Below are 19,767 nucleotides of genomic sequence, written 5' to 3' on the forward strand. Positions count from 1 at the left end.
CTCTCAGAAGCCGCCGTCGGCGAGCTCCTGCTGGTACTTCGCGCCGTCGCGGGCGATCGAGATCACGACGCCGATCGCGAGGAGGCACGCGAGGAGCGCGGTGCCGCCCGCGCTGATGAGCGGCAGCGGCACGCCGAGCACGGGCAGGATGCCGATGACGACGCCGATGTTCACGAAGGCCTGGCCGATGATCCACACGAGCACGCCGCCGACGACCGCACGGCCGAAGCGGTCTCGGGCACGGGAGATGACGCGCAGCATCACGAGCGCGAGCGCGATGAACAGCACGATCACGAGCAGCGCGCCGATGAGGCCGAGCTCCTCGCCGATGATCGCGAAGATGTAGTCGTTGTCGGCAGCGGGCAGCCACGACCACTTCGCCTTCGACCCGCCGAGCCCGACGCCGAAGAGACCGCCGCCTGCGAGCGCCCACAGGCCGTGCAGCGGCTGCCAGCCGAGCCCGCTGTAGTCCTCGTGCCCGCCCGCGAAACCGAAGATGCGCTGCAGGCGGTTCGGGCTCGTCACGACGAAGAGCAGCACGGCGAGGAGTCCGCCGCCCGCGATCACGCCGAGCGTCTTCCAGCTGACGCCGCCGAAGAACATCGCGCCGATGACGAGCGCCGCCATGATCATCGTCGTCCCGAGGTCCTTGCCGAGCAGCACGAGGCCGAGCACGAGCACCGCGCCGGGCACGATGACCGGGATGATCTCGTGGCGCATCTGCCCGAGCAGCGGCTCCTTCTTCAGCAGCACGGCGCCGATCCACACGACGAGCGCGAGCTTCAGCGCTTCGGAGGGCTGACCGCCGAAGCTGCCGATCTGGATCCAGTTGCGGTTGCCGTAGACCTCGATGCCGAGCGGCGTGAACACGAGCAGCTGCAGCACGATGCCCGCGAACAGGATGACCCACGCCCAGCGCTTCCAGAAGGAGATCGGCATCGCCGCCGCGATCAGCATCAGCGGAATGCCGATCAGCGCGAACGTCGCCTGGCGCCAGAAGCCGCCGAAGAAGCCCTGGTCGTCGAGGTACGAGGTGATCGACGACGACGAGAGCACCATGATCAGGCCGAACCCGACGAGCAGGAACGTGAGCGCGTAGAGCGCCACCACCGTGGCGTCGGTCGACCCGCCTGCGAGGCCGCCGAGCCTGATGCGCGCCTGGCCGGGGCCGTCAGCCCTCGGCTCGTGCGGCGCCGCCACCCGCCTCACCCCCGGTGTGCTCGGCCACGGCGGCCTGGAATGCGCGGCCGCGATCGGCGTAGTCGGAGAATTGATCCATCGACGCCGCCGCGGGCGCCAGCAGAACCGTGTCTCCGGGTTCGGCGATCTGCGCGGCGAGGCGCACGGCCTCGGCCATCACCGCGCCGCCGCCCCCGACGACATCGACCTCGAGCACCGGGCGGTCGCCGAGATGGCGTGCGAGCGCGGCGAGCACTTCGGCGCGCTCGACTCCGATCACCACGGCGCCGCGCAGGCGCGACGCGTGCTCGCTCACGAGCTCGTCGATGTCGACGCCCTTGAGCAGGCCGCCGATGAGCCAGACGACGTCGTGCATCGCGCGCAGCGACGCGTCTGCGGCGTGCGCGTTCGTCGCCTTCGAGTCGTCGATGTAGCGGATGCCGGCGTGCACTCCGAGCAGTTGGGCGCGGTGCGGGTCGGGGTGGAAGCTCAGTACGGCGCGCGCGATCTCGGCGGGCTCGACGCCGCGGGCACGGGCGAGGGCGCTCGCGGCGAGCACGTTCTGCGCCATATGGGGGGCGCCGATGCCGCGCTCGGCAAGCTCGTCGAGCGTTACCAGCTCGTACGCCTCGTTGCGGCGCTCGGCGTGGAAACCGCGGTCGACGAGGATGCCCTCGACGATGCCGAAGCCGCTCGGGGGCGGCGTGTCGAGGCCGAAACTGATGGCCCGGGCGCCCTCGACGACGTCGGCCTGCTCGACCATGCGCTCGGTCTCGGGGTCGGCGCGGTTGTAGACGCAGGCGACCTGGGTGTTCTCGTAGACCTTCGCCTTCGCCGCCCAGTAGCCGTCGAAGCCGCCGTGCCAGTCGAGGTGGTCGGCCGCGAAGTTGAGGCACGCGCTCGCGTAGGGCGACACCTGCGCCCCGCCCGAGCCGAGGCGCTCGAGCTGGAAGCTGGAGAGCTCGACGACGATGACGTCGTACCCCTGCGGGTCGCGCAGGGCATCGAGGATGGGGGTGCCGATGTTGCCGGCGGGAGTCACCCGCAGGCCGGCCTCGGCGAGCATGTGCGCCGTCAGACCGGTCGTGGTGGTCTTGCCGTTGGTGCCGGTGATGCAGATCCAGTCGGCGATGCGCGGCGTCTTGTCGCGCAGGCGCCAGCCGAGCTCGATGTCGCCCCACACCGGGATGCCGCGCTCGGCCGCCCAGGCGGTGAGCGGGTGGTCGGGGCGGTAGCCGGGCGACACCACGACGAGGTCGGGGCCGAACGCGGCGAGGTCGCCGAGCTGCTCGGGGTGCGTCTCGGCGCAGAAGCGCTCGGCGCCGATCACGTCGAGCAGGCGCTCGCGGTCGGGGTCGGGAGCGCCGGCGATGACGCGCACCTGCGAGCCGAGTTCGACCAGCGTATCCGCGACCGAGAACCCGGTGACGCCGAGGCCGAGCACGGCGACGCGCAGGCCCGTCCAGTCGTCGTGCCAGCTGCTGAGCGCCGCTACTCGATCGTGCATCGCTGCCTTCCCGTTCTCACTCACTGCTGCAACAACCATTCGCCGTAGAACGCGCCGACTCCGACGACGACGAACAGCGCCGCGACGATCCAGAACCGCACGACGACCGTCACCTCCGCCCAGCCCTTGAGCTCGAAGTGGTGATGGATGGGGCTCATGAGGAAGATGCGCTTGCCCTTCGTGACCTTGAAGTAGGCGCGCTGCAGAATCACGGAGCCGGTCTCGATGATGAAGAGGCCGCCGATGAGCAGCAGCAGCACTTCGGTGCGGGTGAGGATCGCGAGCGCCGCGATCGCGCCGCCGATGGCCATCGAGCCGGTGTCGCCCATGAACACCTGCGCGGGATTCGTATTCCACCACAGGAAGCCGGCGAGGCCGCCGAGGAAGGCGGCCGAGATGACCGCGAGGTCCATGGGGTCGCGAACGACGTAGCAGCCGGCCTCGTACGCGGTGGTGAGGCAGTTCTGCGATGCCTGCCAGAAGCCGATCACGAGGTACGAGCCGAACGCGAAGATCGCGGCGCCGGTGGCGAGGCCGTCGAGGCCGTCGGTGACGTTGACGGCGTTCGTGGTCGACGTCACGATGAGCACGATCCAGATGACGAAGAGCGCCGTGCCCGCGATGGCGCCGAGCGCCATGAAGTCGACGGGCAGGTCGCGGAACACCGAGATGCGGGTCGACACCGGGGTCACCCCGGCCTCGTTCGCGAAGCGCACACCGAGCAGCGCGAAGGCGACGGCGATGGCCACCTGGCCGAGGATCTTCGCCCAGCCGTTGAGGCCGGCCGAGTTCTGCATGCGGGCCTTCATGTAGTCGTCGATGAAGCCGACGAGGCCCGCGCCCACGGCCATGAGGATCACGAGCAGCGCCGAGGGGCTCGGGGTCTCGCCCATGAGGAACTTGCCGATGAGGTAGGCGATGATCGAGCCCGAGAGGAAGATCAGGCCGCCCATGGTCGGGGTGCCGCGCTTGACCTCGTGCTCCTTCGGCCCGTCGACGCGGATCGGCTGGCCCCACCGCAGGCGGTTGAAGACGCGCACGAACACGGGCGTCAGCAGCAGGGAGTACAGCAGCGACACGGCACCGGCGATCAGCAGTGCGATCATGCGAAGGTCTCCCCGAGTCGATCGCCCAGGAAGCGCAGCCCCGCCGAGTTCGACGACTTCACGAGCACGGTGTCGTTCGGCCGCAGGGTGCCGCGCAGGTACTCGAAGGCCTCGTCCTGCTCTTCGAAGAACACGCTCTCGCCGTCCCACGAACCCTCGTTGATGGCGCTGATGTGCAGGTGGCGGGCCTCCCTGCCGACAACCACGAGCTCGGAGATGCGCAGGCGCACGGCCTGCAGGCCGATGCGGATGTGCTCTTCGATCGAGTACTCGCCGAGTTCGCTCATCGCGCCGAGCACGGCGACCGAGCGGCCGTCGGCGCGGCGGACCTGCGCGAGCGTGCGGAGACCTGCGCTCATCGAGTCGGGGCTCGCGTTGTACGCGTCGTTGATGATGGTGATGCCGTCGCGGCCGCCCATGACCTCCATGCGCCAGCGCGCGGCCCGCGTGTGGTGCTCGAGCACCTCGACGATGTCGGCGAGCGGCAGACCGAGTTCGAGCGCCACCGCGGCGGCCGCGAGCGCGTTCATGATGTGGTGCTCGCCGAGCACCGGGAAGCGCACCGGGAGGCTCTGCCCATCGGCATGGATCGTGAACCGGGTGCCGTCGGCCCCCGACTCGATGCCGTCGGCGCGCACGTCGGCTTCGGGGTGCTGGCCGAACCAGCGCACGCGGGCCCGGGTCGCCTCGGCCATGCGCGAGACGTAGGCGTCGTCGCGGTTGAGCACGGCGAGGTCGGTCTCGCCGAGGCCCTGCACCATCTCGCGCTTCGTGCGGAAGGTGGTCTCGATGCCGCCGAACTCCCCCGCATGGGCGAGGCCGACGGTGAGCACGACGCCGATGTGCGGCGGCGCCATCGCGGTGAGGCGGGCGATCTCGCCCTCCGCGCTCGCGCCCATCTCGGCGACGAGGGTGTCGGTGGTGTGCTGCACGCGCAGCATGGTGAGCGGGCCGCCCACCTCGTTGTTGAACGACTTCTCGGAGGCGACGGTCTCGCCGACGCGCTCGGCCATGGCCGCGACGAGGTTCTTGGTGGTGGTCTTGCCGTTCGAGCCGGTGATGCCGACGATGGTCAGCCGGCCGGCCTCGCGCACGCGGCGCACGACCTCGGTCGCGAGGGCGCCGAGCGCCTCGGTGGCTTCCGCCACGACGATCTGCGGCACGCGGTCGTCGACCTCGCGCTCGACGACGAGCAGAGCGGCTCCGGCGTCGACGGCCTTGCTCGCGAAGAGGTGGCCGTCGGTCTCCTCGCCGCGCCGGGCGAAGAAGATCTCGCCGGGCTGCACTTCGCGGGAGTCCGTCTGCGAGATGCCGCTCACGACGGTGTCGGGGCCGGCGCCGCCGGATCCCTGGACCAGGCGGCCCTGCATCGCCGCAGCCGCTTCCGCGAGTGTCAGTTCGATCACTTGAGCAATCCTGCCTCGCGGAGCGCGCCGCGTACTTCGTCTCGCGCGGAATAGGGGATGTACTGTCCCGCGACCTCCTGGTAGTCCTCGTGTCCGGGACCGGCATACAGGATAACGTCATCGGGGCCCGCGAGAGAAATGGCGAGCCTGATCGCGGCGCGGGGGTCGCCCTCCTCGATGATCTCGGCGTGGTTCGCCGAACGGGCACCCGCGATGAGCTGCGCACGGATCGACTCGGGCGGCTCCGAACGCGGATGGTAGTCGCAGACGATGAGCACGTCGGAGCCTGCGGCGGCGATGCGCCCCATCTCCTCGCGCTTGGTGGTGTCGCGGTCGCCGTCGGCGCCGAACATGAAGATGATGCGGCCGGGTGCGACCTCGCCGAGCGCGTCGAGCATGGCGCCGAACGCGCCGGGCGTGTGGCCGTAGTCGACGTAGAACCGGGGGCCGGTCGCCCCGGGCTCCGGGTTCGACATGAGCTCGAGGCGGCCCGGGATGTAGACGGGGATGCGCCCGCGGTCGAGGCCGCCGTCGACCTGTTCGAGCGGGATGCCGGCCTCGTGCAGCATGATGAGGGCGAGGGCCGCGTTCTCGGCCATGAAGCGGCCGAAGACGGGGACGCTGCCGCGGAACATCGCGCCCTCGGGGCCCTGCAGCACGAACGAGACGCCGTCGAGGTTCTGGTTCGTGATCGCGAGGTGCCAGTCGGCCTCCTGCCCGTACTCGGTCGACAGGCGCGTGACCGGGATCTGCGCTTCCCGGGCGATGCGCTGGCCGTGGGGCGAGTCGACGACGACGACGCCGCGCTCGGCGTGCTCGGGCGAGAACAGCGCGAGCTTCGCCGCGAAGTAGGTCTCCATGTCGCCGAAGTCGTCGAGGTGGTCCTGCGAGAAGTTGTTGAAGGCGACGACGTCGAAGCGCACGCCGTCGATGCGGTGGCGCTCCACGGCGTGGGCCGAGACTTCGAGGGCGATGCCGTCGACGTGCTTCTCGGCCATGCGGGCGAGCAGGCCGTGCAGCTCGGGGGCTTCGGGGCTCGTGAGGTTCGAGACGATGACCTCGTCGCCGATGCGGCGTTCGGCGGTCGAGCTGAGCCCGGTCGTGTAGCCGGCGGCGCCGAGCAGCTCGGCGAGCATGTAGACGACGCTCGTCTTGCCGTTCGTGCCGGTGATGCCGAAGGTCTTCGCCGTGGTCTCGGCGGTGCCGTAGACGGCGGCCGCGACCGCTCCGGCGATGCTGCGGGGGGCCGCATCGGTGACGAGCACAGGGATCGGCGTCTTCGCCGCGCGGGCGATCTTCGCGCCGGCCGCGTCGGTGAGGATCGCGACCGCGCCGCGGTCGGCGGCCTGCGCTGCGAAGTCGGCGCCGTGCCGGTTCGTGCCGGGGAGCGCGAGGTAGAGGTCGCCGGAGCGCACGTCGCGGGAGTCGAGGGTGACGCCGTTCGCGGTGAGCCCCTCGAGCGGCGCGGTCGCCCGCAGCGCGAACTTCGCGGCGATCTCGACGAGCGGGGCATGCCGCGGGTTCTTAGGGCGAATGCTCAGCGCATCTCCGATGCTCAAGGTGCCTCCTGCGGCGTTCAGTACTCGGTCGGGAGTGGGACGTAGGTTCCGGTCGACGGCGGGATGTGGAACGTGCGGATCGTGGCCTCGGCCGTGTCGTGGAACGCGGTGGCCGCTGCGACGCCGCCGTCGCCCGATGTCGGGAACGCCACCGATGCTACCGCGACGTACTGGGGGTCGTCCGCCGGGAAGATGCCCGCGAACGAGCTGACGAAGTCCTTTCGGTAGCCGCCGGCGCCGTCGGGCTGCTCGGCCGTGCCCGTCTTGCCCGCGATACGGTAGCCCGGCACGCCGACGAACTTCTGCACCCACGCCTCGGTCGCGACGGTCTCGAGCATCTGCATCATCTGCGACGCCGTCTCGGGCGCGACGGCCGTCACGGGGTCGCCGTGATCGAGGGCCGTCTTCTGACCGTCGGCATCGGTGCAGCTGCGCACGATCGACGGCGGGATGCGCACTCCGCCGTTCGCGAGGGCCTGGTAGGCGCCCGCGGTCTGCACGATCGTCGACGACACCGCCTGCCCGAAAGTCGTGTTGTAGTCGGTCTGGCGGTCCCAATCCTCGACCGGCAGCAGGAAGCCCGAATCCTCGAGCGGCATGCCCGCCCGGGTCGACTCCCCCATGCCGAACTTGCGCAGGTAGTCGTAGCGCACCTCGGGCGAGAGCTGCGTGCCGAGGGTCGCGGTGCCGACGTTCGACGACTGCGTGAGAATGCCGGTGAGGGTCCACTGCATCGGCGGGTGGTTGAACGAGTCGCCGAAGCGCACCCCGGGCTCGGGTTCGGCGTAGTCGGGGGTGAGCAGCTGCGTCTGCGGCGTCGCGAGGCCCTGATCGATGAGCGCGGCCGCGGTGATCGCTTTGAAGGTCGAGCCGGGCTCGTAGGGGGCGACGAACGAGCGCGCCTCGCGCTTCGTCGGGTCGGAGGCGTCGACGTCGTTCGGGTCGACCGACCCGTCCTCCGCGACCGCGACGAGTTCGCCGGTCTGCACGTCCATCACGACGACGAAGCCCCACTCTGCGGATACCTTCTGCACCTGCTCGTTGATCGCCTGCTGCGCCTCCCACTGCAGGTCGCGGTCGATGGTGAGTTCGACGGTGCCGCCGTTCTCGACCTGCTTCGTCACGACGACGCTGCCGGGCAGCGGCACGCCGTCGGCGCTGCGCTCGTACTCCTCGGAGCCGTCGACGCCGGCGAGGCATGCGTCCTGCGACACCTCGACGCCCGACTGAGGCAGGCCGTCGCTGCCCGAGAAGCCGAGGATGTTGCCGGCGATCGCGCCGTTCGGGTAGCTGCGGGTGTGCTGGCTCTCGAAGGTGAGCCACGGGATCTGCAGCTCCTTGAGCCGGTTCAGCTGGGTGAGGTCGATCGAGCGCTTCACGTACGCGAAGTCGGATTTCGGGTTGTCGGCGAGCGCGTCCTCGACGATTTTCTGGATGTCCTCGGCGGTCTGCCCGGTGATCTCGCCGATCTCGGCGAAGGCCTGCTGCGAGGTGACCTCGACGGTGGCGATGCCGTTGCCGTTCGGGTCGATCCGGTAGAACGTGCCGCCCTGCACCTTCGTGTTCTTCGGCGACAGCTGCACGTCGTAGCGTTCGTCGGTCGTCGCGAGCACGTCACCGTCGCGGTCGACGATGTCGCCGCGCACGCTCGGGATGGCGACCGGCACGGCCCGCTTGTCCTTCGCATCGGCGGTGAGCGCCGATGCCGAGACGAGCTGCACGTCGACGAGGCGCACGACGAAGGCGAGCGCCGCGATCACGATCAGTGCGAGGGCGATGACGCGGCGGGCCCGCGCGGCGCGGTCGCGCATCAGTGCGTCTCCGGCGCCGGCAGTTTGCCCTTCCAGCGCACCGCGGGCTCCGTGGTCGCCGCGGCGGCCTGGCGCGGCACGAGCAGGCCTTCGGCGTCGACGACGGGCATGTCGGCGAGGGTCGAGTTGGGCACGAGGTTGGCCTGGGCCTCGCTCGCCGAGGTCTCCAGCGACCCGAGGATCGCCCCGTCGCTGAGGCGCAGCGCCGCGGGGCGGGCGTTCTGCACCATGCCGAGCTGCGCGGCGTTCTCCGCGAGGTTCTGCGGCGACGAGAGCTTGTCGACGTTCTGCGCGAGCAGGCGCTCGACACGGCTGAGGTCGCGCTGCTCGAGCTCGAGCGCGCGCTTCTCGTAGGCGCCCTGCGAGACGGCGATGCTGAGGCCGAGCTGCGTCGCGAGGATCACGAGCACGATGCCGACGGCGAGGAGCGCGCCCGTGAGCGGGTTCTTCTGGCGACGCGCCGTCGGTGCCGAGACCGGGCGCAGGGGCCGTTCGGCCCGCTGCTCGTCGCGCTCGGCGGGCGCGGGGCTCAGCAGACGGGAGAGGTCGATCCCTGCCGGTGCCATGCCGCTCATCGGACGTCCCTTACTCGTTCGGCGGCGCGCAGCCGCACGGGGATGGCGCGCGGGTTGCGCTCGCGCTCGGATTCTGAGGCGAGCTCGGCGCCCCGGGTCAGGAGCTTCAGCTCGGGCCGGTGCTCGGGAAGTTCGACGGGCAGCCCGGGCGGGGCGGTCGACTTCGAACGGCCGGCGAGCTCGCGCTTCACCATGCGGTCCTCGAGCGACTGGTACGACATCACGGCGATGCGTCCGCCGAGGTTCAGCAGGTCGATCGCGGCGGGGACGGCGGCTTCGAGCGCGACGAGCTCGCCGTTCACTTCGACGCGCAGCGCCTGGAAGACGCGCTTCGCCGGGTGGCGGGCGTCGCGCACGGCTGCGGGGGTGGCCTGCTGCAGCACGTCGACGAGGCGACCGCTGCGCTCGATCGGGGCTTCGGCGCGCGCCGCGATGATGGCGCGCGCGTAGCGCCCGGCGAGGGGCTCTTCGCCGTAGCGTTCGAAGATCGCGCGCAGCCGGCCCTCGGGCGCGGTGGCGAGCACCTCGGCCGCCGTCTCGCCGCGGCTCTGGTCCATGCGCATGTCGAGCGGCGCATCCTGGGCGTAGGCGAAACCGCGGTCGGCCTCGTCGAGCTGCAGCGACGAGACGCCGAGATCGAAGAGGGCTCCGTCGATCGCGTCGAAGCCCGATTCGCGCACCGCGCGCTCGATTTCGTCGTAGACGGCGTGCACGCGGATCGCGCGGTCGCCGAAGCGGGCGAGGCGCCGGCCCGCGAGTGCGAGCGCGTCCTGATCCCTGTCGAGACCGATGAGGGTGAGCCCGGGGAACGCCTCGAGCATCGCCTCGCTGTGGCCGCCCATGCCGAGGGTCGCGTCGACGACCACGGCGCCGGGGCGCCCGAGGGCGGGGGCGAGCAGTTCGAGGCAGCGTTCGAGCAGCACGGGGGTGTGGAGCATGGCGGGATCGCGTTCGGTGTCGTTCATCGTGGTTCCGGGCTAGAACATGCCCGGGATCACCTCTTCCTCGATCTCGGCGAATGCGGATTCCTGCTGGGCGAGGTACTGCTGCCAGACGCCCGCGTCCCAGATCTCGGCGCGGGAGCCGGCGCCGATCACCGCGAGCTCGCGGTCGAGGCCCGCGTACTCGCGGAGCGTGGCGGGGATCGTGATGCGGTGCTGCTTGTCGGGCGTCTCGGGGTGCGCGCCCGAGAGGAACACGCGGAGGTAGTCGCGGGCCTGCTTGGAGTTCACGGGCGCCTGCCTGATGCGCTCGTGCATCTCGGAGAACTCGCGCTCGCTGAAGACGTAGAGGCAGCGCTCCTGGCCGCGCGTGACGACGAGGCCGTCTGCCAGTTCGGTGCGGAACTTGGAGGGGAGGATGATGCGGCCCTTGTCGTCCAGCCTGGGCGTGAAGGTACCGAGAAACATCCGGGTCCTCCTTCCAGTGCCGCGCCTTGCCGCCCCAGACTACTCCACTTTCCTCCACTTCAATGACTTTTTATTCCCGAAAGCTCCCTTTTCTTTCGAAACCCGCGAGATCCGGGGGCATGGAGGCCGCTGCGTCGGGCGCACTCGCGCCGCGCCTGCGCGCCAGAACACCCCGTTTCCGGCCCGCCGACACCGCTTCCGGCGCTTCGGGGGCCTGGGGTGGAGCGAAGTGGAGCCTCGGGACGGCGCGCGGCCGGGCAGCGCGCCGCCGCCCGTTTCCGGGCAGCAAAAAAGGGACCGTGGCGAACCACGATCCCTTCAGGCCGAGAGTGCGGCGCCTGCCGCGCCTAGCTGTCCTCGCCCATGCGTTCGTTCCATCGGCGCTCCATGCGTTCGCTGAACGACTCGCTCGGCTGCGCCTGCGGCCCGCCCCGCTTGACCCGGCGGGCGTCGTCGCCGATCTCGTCGGTCTCGGAGCCGCGCGACATCATGAGCAGCACGCCGCCCACCATCGCTGCGAACCCGATCAGACCGAGCCACAGCTGCTGCGCGGCCACGCCCGCGACGAGCGCGCCGATGCCGACGAGCATCACGACGATGCCCAGCACCAGCGAGCGATAGTTCAGCCGCCTGCGGGTGACGGAGCCGGTCTCCACGACATCGGCCTCGCTCCGGTAGAAGCCCCGCTCCATCTCGTCGAGCAGCCGCTGCTCGTGCTCGGAAAGAGCCATGACGCCTCCTCGTCCAGAATGTAACTGCTGTTCCCAGAGAGTCTACCGCGACCACGGCCCGGCTAGGCTAGTCGTGTGCAGGAAACAACGCGACTCGCAGGGCTCGTACAGGAGCGCATCGGAGACATCGTCGCCGATCATCGGCAGGCCCTCGAGGTGCTCGGCCCCGACGCCGAACCGCTCTTGCAGGAGGCGCTCGGCTTCCTCGCGGGCGGCAAGCGCTTCCGCGCCCAGTTCGCGGCCCTCGGCTATCGCGCGGTGAGCCCGCTCGATCTCGCGGGCGACGTCGGCATCGAGTTCGGCGCCGTGCTCGACGCGGCCTGCGCGCTCGAACTGTTCCACGCCGCCGCCCTCATCCACGACGACGTCATCGACCGCTCGGACACCCGTCGCGGGCGCGCCGCCGTGCACCGGCATTTCGCCGCCGTGCACCGCGACGGCGGCCTCCGCGGCGATTCCGACCATTTCGGCCTCGCGACCGCCATCCTGCTCGGCGATCTGCTGCAGTCGTGGGCCGACGAGCAGTTCGAGCGCGCCTGCGACGCCACCCCGGACCGCGAGGCCGCGCGTCGCGCGCGGGGCCACTTCAACCGCATGCGCAGCGAGGTCGCCGTCGGCCAGTACCTCGACGTGCTCGAGGAGCAGCAGCCGGTCTTCGCCGCGCACGATGTGCAGCTCGAACGCTCGACCCGGGTGCTCGTGTACAAGTCCGCGAAGTACAGCGTCGAGGCGCCGCTGCTCATCGGCGCGGCCCTCGCCGGCGCGGACGATGCGCAGGAGGAGACCCTCGCCGACTTCGGCCTGCCGATCGGCGTCTCGTTCCAGCTGCGCGACGATCTGCTCGGCGTCTTCGGCGACGAGGAGGTCACCGGCAAGCCGAGCGGCGACGACCTCGTCGAAGGCAAGCGCACGGTGCTCGTGGCCCTCGCCCGCGAGAGCCTGCCGAACACCCAGCGCCGCATCTTCGACGACATGCTGGGCAGCCCCCTCGACCCCGAGCAGGTCGAACTGCTGCAGCGCACCATCCGCGAGAGCGGCGCCGTCGAGCAGGTCGAGGAGATGATCTCGCGCAACGTGGCGCGCGCCATCGGGGCGCTGCAGCAGTCGCCGCTCAGGGGCGACGCGTCGGCGCAGCTCGCACAGCTCGCCGAGCGGGCGACGCAGCGCAGCCGTTAGGGCGTGTCAGAACGCGAGCGACTGGGTGGCGCGGCGCACCGCGCTCTTGTTCCCCGCCCGCAGCAGGTCGACGGGTCGCCCGTCGAGTTCGTCGTTCGGGGCGAGCAGCCACGCCACCGCCTCGTCACTCGAGAAGCCCGCGTCGTGCAGGGCGAGCAGCGTGCCGCGCAGCGAGGCGAGCGGCTCGCCGTCCTTCACGAACAGCGCCGGCACCTTGAGCACGCCGTCCACGCGCACGGCGGCGAGGTGATGGTCTTCGAGCAGCCGGCGCACCTTGCTCTGGTTCAGCTCGAAGAGCTCGACCAGGTCGGGGATCGTCAGGTACTCGGTTTCGGGCGTGATGTTCTCGGGCACGCTTCGATGTTACGGCAGCGCGCACCGCTCGCGGAACACGAAGCCGTCACGACTTCTCGCCGCCCCCGGCGCGCGTCGCGCGTCTTCCCCTCTTCTCCCCGTAGACTCACCGCGTGAACTCCGTGCCGACCGACCCGATGATCGGGCAGACGCTCGACGAGCGATACGCGATCCGTTCGCGCATCGCCCGCGGCGGCATGGCGATGGTGTACCTCGCACACGACCTGCGCCTGGAGCGCCGCGTCGCCGTCAAGGTGATGCACGCGCACCTCGCCGAGGACGAGAACTTCACGCGGCGCTTCGAGCAGGAGGCCCGCAGCGCCGCCGGGCTCTCGCACGCGAACCTCGTGAGCGTGCTCGACCAGGGCCACGACGCGGGCCGCACCTACCTCGTGATGGAGTATCTGCCGAGCATCACGCTGCGGCACCTGCTGAAGCAGCAGAAGCGGCTCACGACCGAGCAGGCGCTCGAGATCGGCGAGGCGGTGCTCTCGGGCCTCGCCGCGGCTCACGGCGCGGGCATCGTGCACCGCGATCTGAAGCCCGAGAACGTGCTGCTCGCCGACGACGGCCGCATCAAGCTCGGCGATTTCGGCCTCGCCCGTGCGGTGAGCGCGAATACGACCACGGGCCAGGCGCTGCTCGGCACCATCGCCTATCTCTCCCCCGAGCTCGTGACGCGCGGCGTCGCGGATGCGCGCAGCGACCTCTACGCCTTCGGCATCATGCTCTACGAGATGCTGACCGGAGAGCAGCCCTTCACCGGCGAACAGCCGATGCAGATCGCCTACCAGCACGCCCACTCCGATGTGCCGGTGCCGTCGCTCAAGAGCCCCGAGTCGACGCCCGAGCTCGACGAGTTCGTGCGTTGGACGACGCAGCGCGACCCCGAGCTCAGGCCCCGCGATGCGGGTGAGGCGCTCGAGCATCTGGCGGCGATCCGCCAGGGATCGCCGCTGACGAGCACCCGCGTGCTCCCCTATGCCGATGAGACCTCGGTGCTCGCCACTCCGGCGACCGCCGTGCTCGCGCCCGCGCAGCGGGAGCTGCTCGCGGAGGATCCCGCCGCATCGCAGGAGGAGACGGGCCGGATCGCGCCGGCGCCGGCCACGGAGCGGGCGCGATCGGCCGGGCGGGCCCGTGCGGTGCGCGGCCGGGTGATCGCGCTCGTCGTGGTGCTGCTCGTGCTGCTCGCGGGCGGCGTCGGCTGGTGGTTCGGGCTCGGCCCGGGCTCGCAGGCGACGGTGCCGGAGGTCGCGGGGGCCGAGGTCGATGCGGCCGTCGCGGCGCTCGCGGAAGCGCGCCTCGAGGCCGAGGTGTTCGACTGCTCGAGCCTCGACGTCGCCGCGGGTCTCGCGGCCCGCACGGAGCCCGAGGCCGGAACGCGTCTCGATCGCGGCAGCACCGTGCGGCTGTGCCGGTCGAGCGGACCCGAGCAGATCGCGGTACCGACCCTCGTCGGCCTCACCGTCGACGAGGCCGAACGCGCGATCACGGACGCCGGGTTCACCTTCGGCTCGGTGATCGAGCAGCGCTTCGGGGCCGAGGCCGAGCACACCGTAGTGGCGGCCCTCGACAGCGACGGCGCAGGCCTCGGCGAGACCTACGCCGAGCAGGGACGCGTCGACCTGATCGCCTCGGCCGGCCCGCTGCCCGACGTCGCGGGCCTGAAGCCCAAGGAGGCGGAGTCGGTGCTGAGCGCCGCCGGCCTCACGCTCGATCAGGGCCTGCGTGAAGAGGCGTACGACGCCCAGGTGCCCGAGGACCGCGTGATCGCGCTGATCCCGACCACCGACCCGGTGCGCCCGGGCGACGCCGTGGGCCTGCGCGTCTCGCTCGGCCCCGAGCTCTTCCCCGTGCCCGACGTCTCGGGCATGGGGCTGCAGGAGGCGATGGACGCGCTCGCCCAGGCCGGCTTCTCGCCGTCGACGCTAGTGCCCGACTCGCTGCGACCGCTCGCGCGGGCGAGCGGCACCGACCCGAAGGCCGGGGAAGAAGTACCCGCGGGCGCGGCCGTGCGCGTCAAGGCCGCCCTCGACCTCTGAGCATTCTTCCGCCCGCGGCGCGCACGGGGCCGAAGACGAGAGGGGCGGGGGCGCGGCGAACCGCTCCCCCGCCCCGTCGGCCGGAATCCGTGCGTCAGCGCGGGATGCGCTTCAGCTCCTCGGCCACCAGGAAGGCGAGCTCGAGCGACTGCATGTGGTTGAGGCGCGGGTCGCAGAGCGATTCGTAGCGCGTCGCCAGCGCCTCTTCATCGATGTTCTCGGAGCCGCCGAGGCACTCGGTCACGTCATCGCCGGTGAGCTCGATATGGATGCCGCCCGGGAAGGTGCCCGCCTCGCGGTGCGCCTCGAAGAAACCGAGCATCTCGTCCATGACGTCGTCGAAGCGGCGCGTCTTGTAGCCGGTCGCCGTGGTGATGCCGTTGCCGTGCATCGGGTCGGTGACCCACAGCGGCTGGGCGCCCGCGTCGCGCACGCCGGCGAGGAGGCCGGGCAGCACGTCGCGGATCTTGCCGGCGCCCATGCGGGTGATGAAGGTGAGGCGGCCGGGCTCGCGCTCGGGGTCGAGCTTGTCGATCAGGCGCAGCGCGTCGTCGACGGTAGCCGTCGGGCCGAGCTTCACGCCGATCGGGTTGCGCACCTTCGACAGGAAGTCGACGTGCGCGCCGTCGAGGTCGCGGGTGCGCTCGCCGATCCACAGCATGTGGCTCGAGGTGTCGTAGAGGTCGCCGGTGCGCGAGTCGACGCGCACGAGCGGCCGCTCGTAGTCGAGCAGCAGCGCCTCGTGGCTGACGTAGAACTCGGTCTGCGTGAGGGCGGTGTGGTCGACGCCGCACGCGTCCATGAACTTCAATGCACGGTCGATCTCGGCGGCGAGCGACTCGTAGCGCTGGCGCGCCGGGTTCGAGACGAAGCCCTTGTTCCATTCGTGCACCTGGCGCAGGTCGGCGAAGCCGCCCTGGGTGAAGGCGCGGATGAGGTTCAGCGTCGAGGCCGAGACGTGGTAGCCGCGCACGAGGCGCGACGGGTCGGCGGTGCGCGACTCCTCGGTGAAGTCGTAGCCGTTGACGAGGTCGCCGCGGAATGCGGGCAGCGTGACGCCCTCGCGGGTCTCGGAGTCGCTCGAGCGGGGCTTCGCGAACTGGCCCGCCATGCGGCCGACCTTGATCACGGGCATCGACGCGCCGTAGGTGAGCACGACGGCCATCTGCAGCAGCGTCTTCACGCGGTCGCGGATCTTGTCGGCGGTCGCCGCGGCGAAGGTCTCGGCGCAGTCGCCACCCTGAAGAACGAACGCTTCGCCGCGAGCCGCGGCCGCGAGGCGCTCGCGCAGCTGGTCGGCTTCGCCGGCGAAGACGAGCGGCGGCTGGGTGGCGAGTTCGGCGACGGCCGCATCGCGGGCCGCGGGATCGGGCCAGGTCGGCTGCTGCTTCGCTTCGAGAGCCCGATAGGCGTCGAGCTCGGCGAACGCGCTGGCGGAGGCGGTGTCGTGAGTCTGCATCGTCATCGGGATTCCCTCGATCAATCGGAAGAGAGTGCGCGCGGTCGCGCGCGTCGCCCGGGTTCGGGCAACCCTTTCAGCCTACTACCCGAACCCCGCCGCGAAGATCACCCGCGGGCCCGTACGCTCGAAGCGTAGACGTCCACGTACTGCTGCCCGCTGAGCTTCTGGATCTCGAGCATGATCTCGTCGGTGACGCTGCGCAGCACGAAACGGTCGGCGGCCATGCCCTGGAACCGCGAGAAGTCGAGCGGCTTGCCGATCACGGTGCCGATGCGTCGGATCTTGGGGAGCCGCGCGCCGATCGGCATGGCCTTCTCGGTGTCGATCATCACGGCGGGCACGACGAGCGCACCCGATTCGAGCACGAGGCGCGCGACGCCGGTGCGCCCGCGGTAGAGGTTCGCGTCGGGGCTGCGGGTGCCCTCGGGATAGATGCCGAGCACGTCCTCGCGGTCGAGCACGCTGAGGCCGGTGTTCAACGAGGCTTCAGAGGCCTTGCCGCCCGAGCGGTCGATGGGCAGCTGGCCGACGCCGAGCATGAACGATGCGATGAGCCGGCCCTTCAGCCCCTTGCCGGTGAAGTAGTCGCTCTTCGCGAGGAAGTAGACGCGCCGATCGATCATCAGCGGGAGGATGAAGGAGTCGATCACAGAAAGGTGATTACCTACAATAATCAGCGGCCCGGAGGCCGGAATATTTTCGGCTCCTTCCACCCACGGCCGATAGACGGTCTTCATAAACGGCCCGATGATCAGGTGTTTGAATATCCAGTACAGCACGCGCGGCGTTTTCCTCTCGACTCGCACAACCCTAGCCGAGGCCCGGGTCGTCGTCGGGAATGAGTATAGGCTGATGGGTACGCGCAGGGATCGCGGACGCACTCGTCGATCCCTGGAAGTGACCGGCACTGAAGGTATCGAAGGAGCTGCCGTGCAACTGTCTGAGTCCCCGATTCTCGTGAACCCCGTTCCCGAGGACAACATCACCGATCTGCTCGAGCAGCGCGTGGCGGCGACGCCCGAACGGCATCTCTTCGCCGTCCCGGCGAACGGCGGCTGGCAGGATGTGACCGCCGCCGAGTTCCGCCGCCAGGTCATCGCGACGGCGAAGGGCTTCGTCGCAGACGGGGTCGAGCCCGGCGACCACATCGGGTTCATGTGCAAGACGAGCTACGAGTGGACGTTGATCGACTTCGCGCTGCACTACGCCGGCGCGATCATGGTGCCGGTGTACGAGACCTCTTCGCCGCTGCAGATCCAATGGATCCTCGAGGACTCCGAAGCGCGCGGCATGATGACCGAGAGCCCCGAGCATGCGGAGCGGCTCGAGGAGATCGTCACCGAGCTGCCCGGAATCTCGCTGCGCTGGCGCCTCGACGAGGGCGGCATCGCGCAGCTGCAGGAGCGCGGCCGCGACGTGACCGACGAGGAGATCGAACGCCGCCGCGGCATCGCGGTCGGCAGCGACATCGCCACCCTCATCTACACGTCGGGATCGACCGGGCGGCCGAAGGGCTGCGTGCTCACCCACTCGAACTTCGTCGACCTCTCGCGCAACGCCGCGGCCTCGCTCTCCGAGGTGGTCGAGGAAAAGGGGGCGTCGACCCTGCTCTTCGTGACACTCGCGCACGTCTTCGCCCGCTTCATCTCGGTGCTCGCCGTGCACTCCGGCGTACGCGTCGGCCACCAGCCCGATACGAGCAAGCTGCTGCCGTCGCTCGCGACGTTCCAGCCGACCTTCCTGCTCGCGGTGCCCCGCGTGTTCGAGAAGGTCTACAACTCGGCCGAGCAGTCGACCGAGGCAGAGGGCAAGGGCAAGATCTTCCGCACGGCGGCGAAGGTCGCGGTCGCGCACTCCGAGGCGCTCGACGCCGGCAGCGTGCCGTTCATGCTCGGCCTGAAGTTCAAGATCTTCGACAAGCTCGTGTACTCGAAGCTGCGCGAGAAGCTCGGCGGCCGCGTCAAGTACGCGATCTCGGGGTCGGCGCCGCTCAGCCGCTACCTCGGTCACTTCTACCGGAGCCTCGGCGTCAAGATCCTCGAGGGCTACGGCCTCACGGAGACGACGGCGCCGGTGACGGTGAATCTGCCCGACAAGTTCAAGATCGGCACGGTCGGCCCGGCCCTGCCCGGGCACACCGTGCGCATCGCCGACAGCGGCGAGATCGAGGTCAAGGGCATCGACGTCTTCCGCGAGTACTGGAAGAACCCCGAGGCGACGCGCGCCACGTTCACCGACGACGGCTTCTTCAAGACCGGCGACCTCGGGTCGCTCGACGCGGACGGCTACCTCTCGATCACCGGCCGTACGAAGGAGATCATCGTCACTGCAGGCGGCAAGAACGTCGCACCGGCCGTGCTCGAGGATCCGATCCGTTCGAACACCATCATCGGCCAGGTCGTCGTCGTCGGCGACCAGAAGCCCTTCATCGCCGCCCTCGTCACCCTCGACCCCGAGATGCTGCCCGCGTGGCTGAAGAATCAGGGCGAGGATCCGGGCATGACGCTCGAGGAGGCGGCGAAGCACCCGAAGGTGCTCGCGGAAGTGCAGCGCGCTGTCGACAGCGGCAACGCCTACGTCTCACGGGCAGAGTCGATCCGCAAGTTCGTCATCCTGCCGACCGAGTTCATCGAGGCGAACGGGCACCTGACGCCGAAGATGAGCATCAAGCGCGACAACATCCTGCGCGATTTCTCCGATGAGATCGCGAAGCTCTACGGCGACAACCCCGAGACGATCGCCGTCACGCTGCCCCACTAGGGCGAGTCGTGCGGGCGGCCGGGTCGCCGGCCGCCCGCACGCGTCTGCGCGGCTTCAGAACAGGGACCCGTCAGCATCAGGGCCTCGTCAGAAGCAGAGCCCCCCCCCATCAGAACCAGGGCGAGGTGCGGATGCGGCGCATCGCCTCGCCGCGCGTCTCGCGGTCGAGGCGCGCGAGGTAGAGCTTGCCGTCGAGGTGGTCGCACTCGTGCTGCAGCGCCTGCGCCAGGAGACCCTCCCCCTCGATCACGACCTCGCGACCGTCGAGGTCGGTGCCCCGCACCTTGGCGTACGGGTAGCGCGGCACATCGAACCACAGCTCGGGCACCGAGAGGCAGCCCTCCCCCGTCGGCGCCGGTTCGCCGCGCAGCTCGACGATCTCGGGGTTCAGCACGTAGCTGACCTCCCCGTCGATGTGCAGGCTGAAGGCGCGCTGGGTGTACCCGATCTGCGTGGAGGCGAGGCCGGCGCGGCCGTCGAACGCCACCGTCTCGCAGAGATCGGCGACGAGCGCGCGCACCCCGTCGTCGATCTGATCGATCGGCTCGCACACGGTGCGCAGAACCGGGTCGCCGAACACTCGGATATCTCGAATCGCCATAGCACTCCAGTCTAGACGCACGCACGCGCAGCGCCCGCCCCCGGACGAACCGAGGGGCGGGCGCTGCGCGTGCGATGGGCGGGCCG

At 70.3% G+C, this 19,767-nt stretch carries 17 protein-coding genes; 3 read left to right on the forward strand and 14 right to left on the reverse strand.

The features are described from left to right. Positions 1-3: 3 nt before the first annotated feature. From ftsW to NHL51_RS11960, 10 genes are all read right to left on the reverse strand, one after another. Positions 4-1,200 (reverse strand): putative lipid II flippase FtsW, encoded by a 1,197-nt coding sequence (gene ftsW / locus NHL51_RS11915; RefSeq protein ID WP_434144053.1) that lies wholly within the window; start codon positions 1,198-1,200, stop codon positions 4-6. Beyond that, positions 1,172-2,686, reverse strand: coding sequence for a UDP-N-acetylmuramoyl-L-alanine--D-glutamate ligase (gene murD / locus NHL51_RS11920; RefSeq protein ID WP_434144055.1), 1,515 nt, complete (start codon positions 2,684-2,686; stop codon positions 1,172-1,174). Before murD ends, ftsW begins: the two co-directional genes overlap by 29 nt. A gap of 20 nt (positions 2,687-2,706) precedes the next feature. Continuing rightward, positions 2,707-3,792, reverse strand: coding sequence for a phospho-N-acetylmuramoyl-pentapeptide-transferase (gene mraY, locus NHL51_RS11925; RefSeq protein WP_434144058.1), 1,086 nt, complete (start codon positions 3,790-3,792; stop codon positions 2,707-2,709). Continuing rightward, the gene (locus tag NHL51_RS11930) at positions 3,789-5,198 is read right to left on the reverse strand and encodes a UDP-N-acetylmuramoyl-tripeptide--D-alanyl-D-alanine ligase (protein ID WP_434144060.1); all 1,410 of its coding nucleotides are present in this window, start codon (positions 5,196-5,198) and stop codon (positions 3,789-3,791) included. Before NHL51_RS11930 ends, mraY begins: the two co-directional genes overlap by 4 nt. After that, complete coding sequence (locus NHL51_RS11935; protein ID WP_434144062.1) at positions 5,195-6,757, reverse strand: Mur ligase family protein; 1,563 nt, start codon at positions 6,755-6,757, stop codon at positions 5,195-5,197. Before NHL51_RS11935 ends, NHL51_RS11930 begins: the two co-directional genes overlap by 4 nt. A 17-nt stretch (positions 6,758-6,774) precedes the next feature. Next, entirely contained in the window at positions 6,775-8,568 is a 1,794-nt protein-coding gene (locus NHL51_RS11940) for a peptidoglycan D,D-transpeptidase FtsI family protein (RefSeq protein ID WP_434144063.1), read from the reverse strand. After that, a complete protein-coding gene (locus tag NHL51_RS11945) occupies positions 8,568-9,143 on the reverse strand; it encodes a hypothetical protein (protein ID WP_434144065.1) in 576 nt (191 codons plus the stop codon). Before NHL51_RS11945 ends, NHL51_RS11940 begins: the two co-directional genes overlap by 1 nt. After that, positions 9,140-10,108, reverse strand: coding sequence for a 16S rRNA (cytosine(1402)-N(4))-methyltransferase RsmH (gene rsmH, locus NHL51_RS11950; protein WP_434144066.1), 969 nt, complete (start codon positions 10,106-10,108; stop codon positions 9,140-9,142). Before rsmH ends, NHL51_RS11945 begins: the two co-directional genes overlap by 4 nt. A 12-nt stretch (positions 10,109-10,120) precedes the next feature. Next, complete coding sequence (gene mraZ / locus NHL51_RS11955; protein WP_434144068.1) at positions 10,121-10,552, reverse strand: division/cell wall cluster transcriptional repressor MraZ; 432 nt, start codon at positions 10,550-10,552, stop codon at positions 10,121-10,123. 347 nt (positions 10,553-10,899) lie between these two features. Then, positions 10,900-11,283: a DUF3040 domain-containing protein gene (locus NHL51_RS11960; protein WP_434144070.1), complete on the reverse strand. Its 384-nt coding sequence runs from the start codon at positions 11,281-11,283 to the stop codon at positions 10,900-10,902. A 75-nt stretch (positions 11,284-11,358) separates the two neighbouring features. On the opposite strand from NHL51_RS11960, the gene NHL51_RS11965 reads away from it, so the two are divergent. Beyond that, positions 11,359-12,459, forward strand: coding sequence for a polyprenyl synthetase family protein (locus NHL51_RS11965; protein WP_434144072.1), 1,101 nt, complete (start codon positions 11,359-11,361; stop codon positions 12,457-12,459). A 6-nt stretch (positions 12,460-12,465) separates the two neighbouring features. On the opposite strand, the gene NHL51_RS11970 is transcribed toward NHL51_RS11965, so the two are convergent. Then, positions 12,466-12,813, reverse strand: coding sequence for an Rv2175c family DNA-binding protein (locus NHL51_RS11970; protein ID WP_434144073.1), 348 nt, complete (start codon positions 12,811-12,813; stop codon positions 12,466-12,468). Positions 12,814-12,950: 137 nt separating this feature from the next. Between NHL51_RS11970 and pknB the strand changes: the two genes are divergently transcribed. Further along, complete coding sequence (gene pknB / locus NHL51_RS11975; protein ID WP_434144115.1) at positions 12,951-14,858, forward strand: Stk1 family PASTA domain-containing Ser/Thr kinase; 1,908 nt, start codon at positions 12,951-12,953, stop codon at positions 14,856-14,858. Between the two features lie 94 nt (positions 14,859-14,952). Here the strand turns inward: pknB and NHL51_RS11980 are convergent, their stop codons facing one another. Beyond that, complete coding sequence (locus tag NHL51_RS11980) at positions 14,953-16,323, reverse strand: class II 3-deoxy-7-phosphoheptulonate synthase (RefSeq protein WP_434144075.1); 1,371 nt, start codon at positions 16,321-16,323, stop codon at positions 14,953-14,955. 101 nt (positions 16,324-16,424) lie between these two features. Next, positions 16,425-17,099 (reverse strand): lysophospholipid acyltransferase family protein, encoded by a 675-nt coding sequence (locus NHL51_RS11985; protein ID WP_434144076.1) that lies wholly within the window; start codon positions 17,097-17,099, stop codon positions 16,425-16,427. 151 nt (positions 17,100-17,250) lie between these two features. On the opposite strand from NHL51_RS11985, the gene NHL51_RS11990 reads away from it, so the two are divergent. Next, complete coding sequence (locus NHL51_RS11990; RefSeq protein WP_434144078.1) at positions 17,251-19,080, forward strand: AMP-dependent synthetase/ligase; 1,830 nt, start codon at positions 17,251-17,253, stop codon at positions 19,078-19,080. Between the two features lie 109 nt (positions 19,081-19,189). On the opposite strand, the gene def is transcribed toward NHL51_RS11990, so the two are convergent. After that, positions 19,190-19,681, reverse strand: a complete 492-nt coding sequence (def, locus tag NHL51_RS11995) for a peptide deformylase (protein ID WP_434144080.1) — start codon at positions 19,679-19,681, stop codon at positions 19,190-19,192. Positions 19,682-19,767 lie beyond the last annotated feature (86 nt).

The organism is Leucobacter sp. gxy201 (genome assembly GCF_051043335.1).
In the GTDB taxonomy this organism is placed as follows: Bacteria; Actinomycetota; Actinomycetes; order Actinomycetales; family Microbacteriaceae; genus Leucobacter.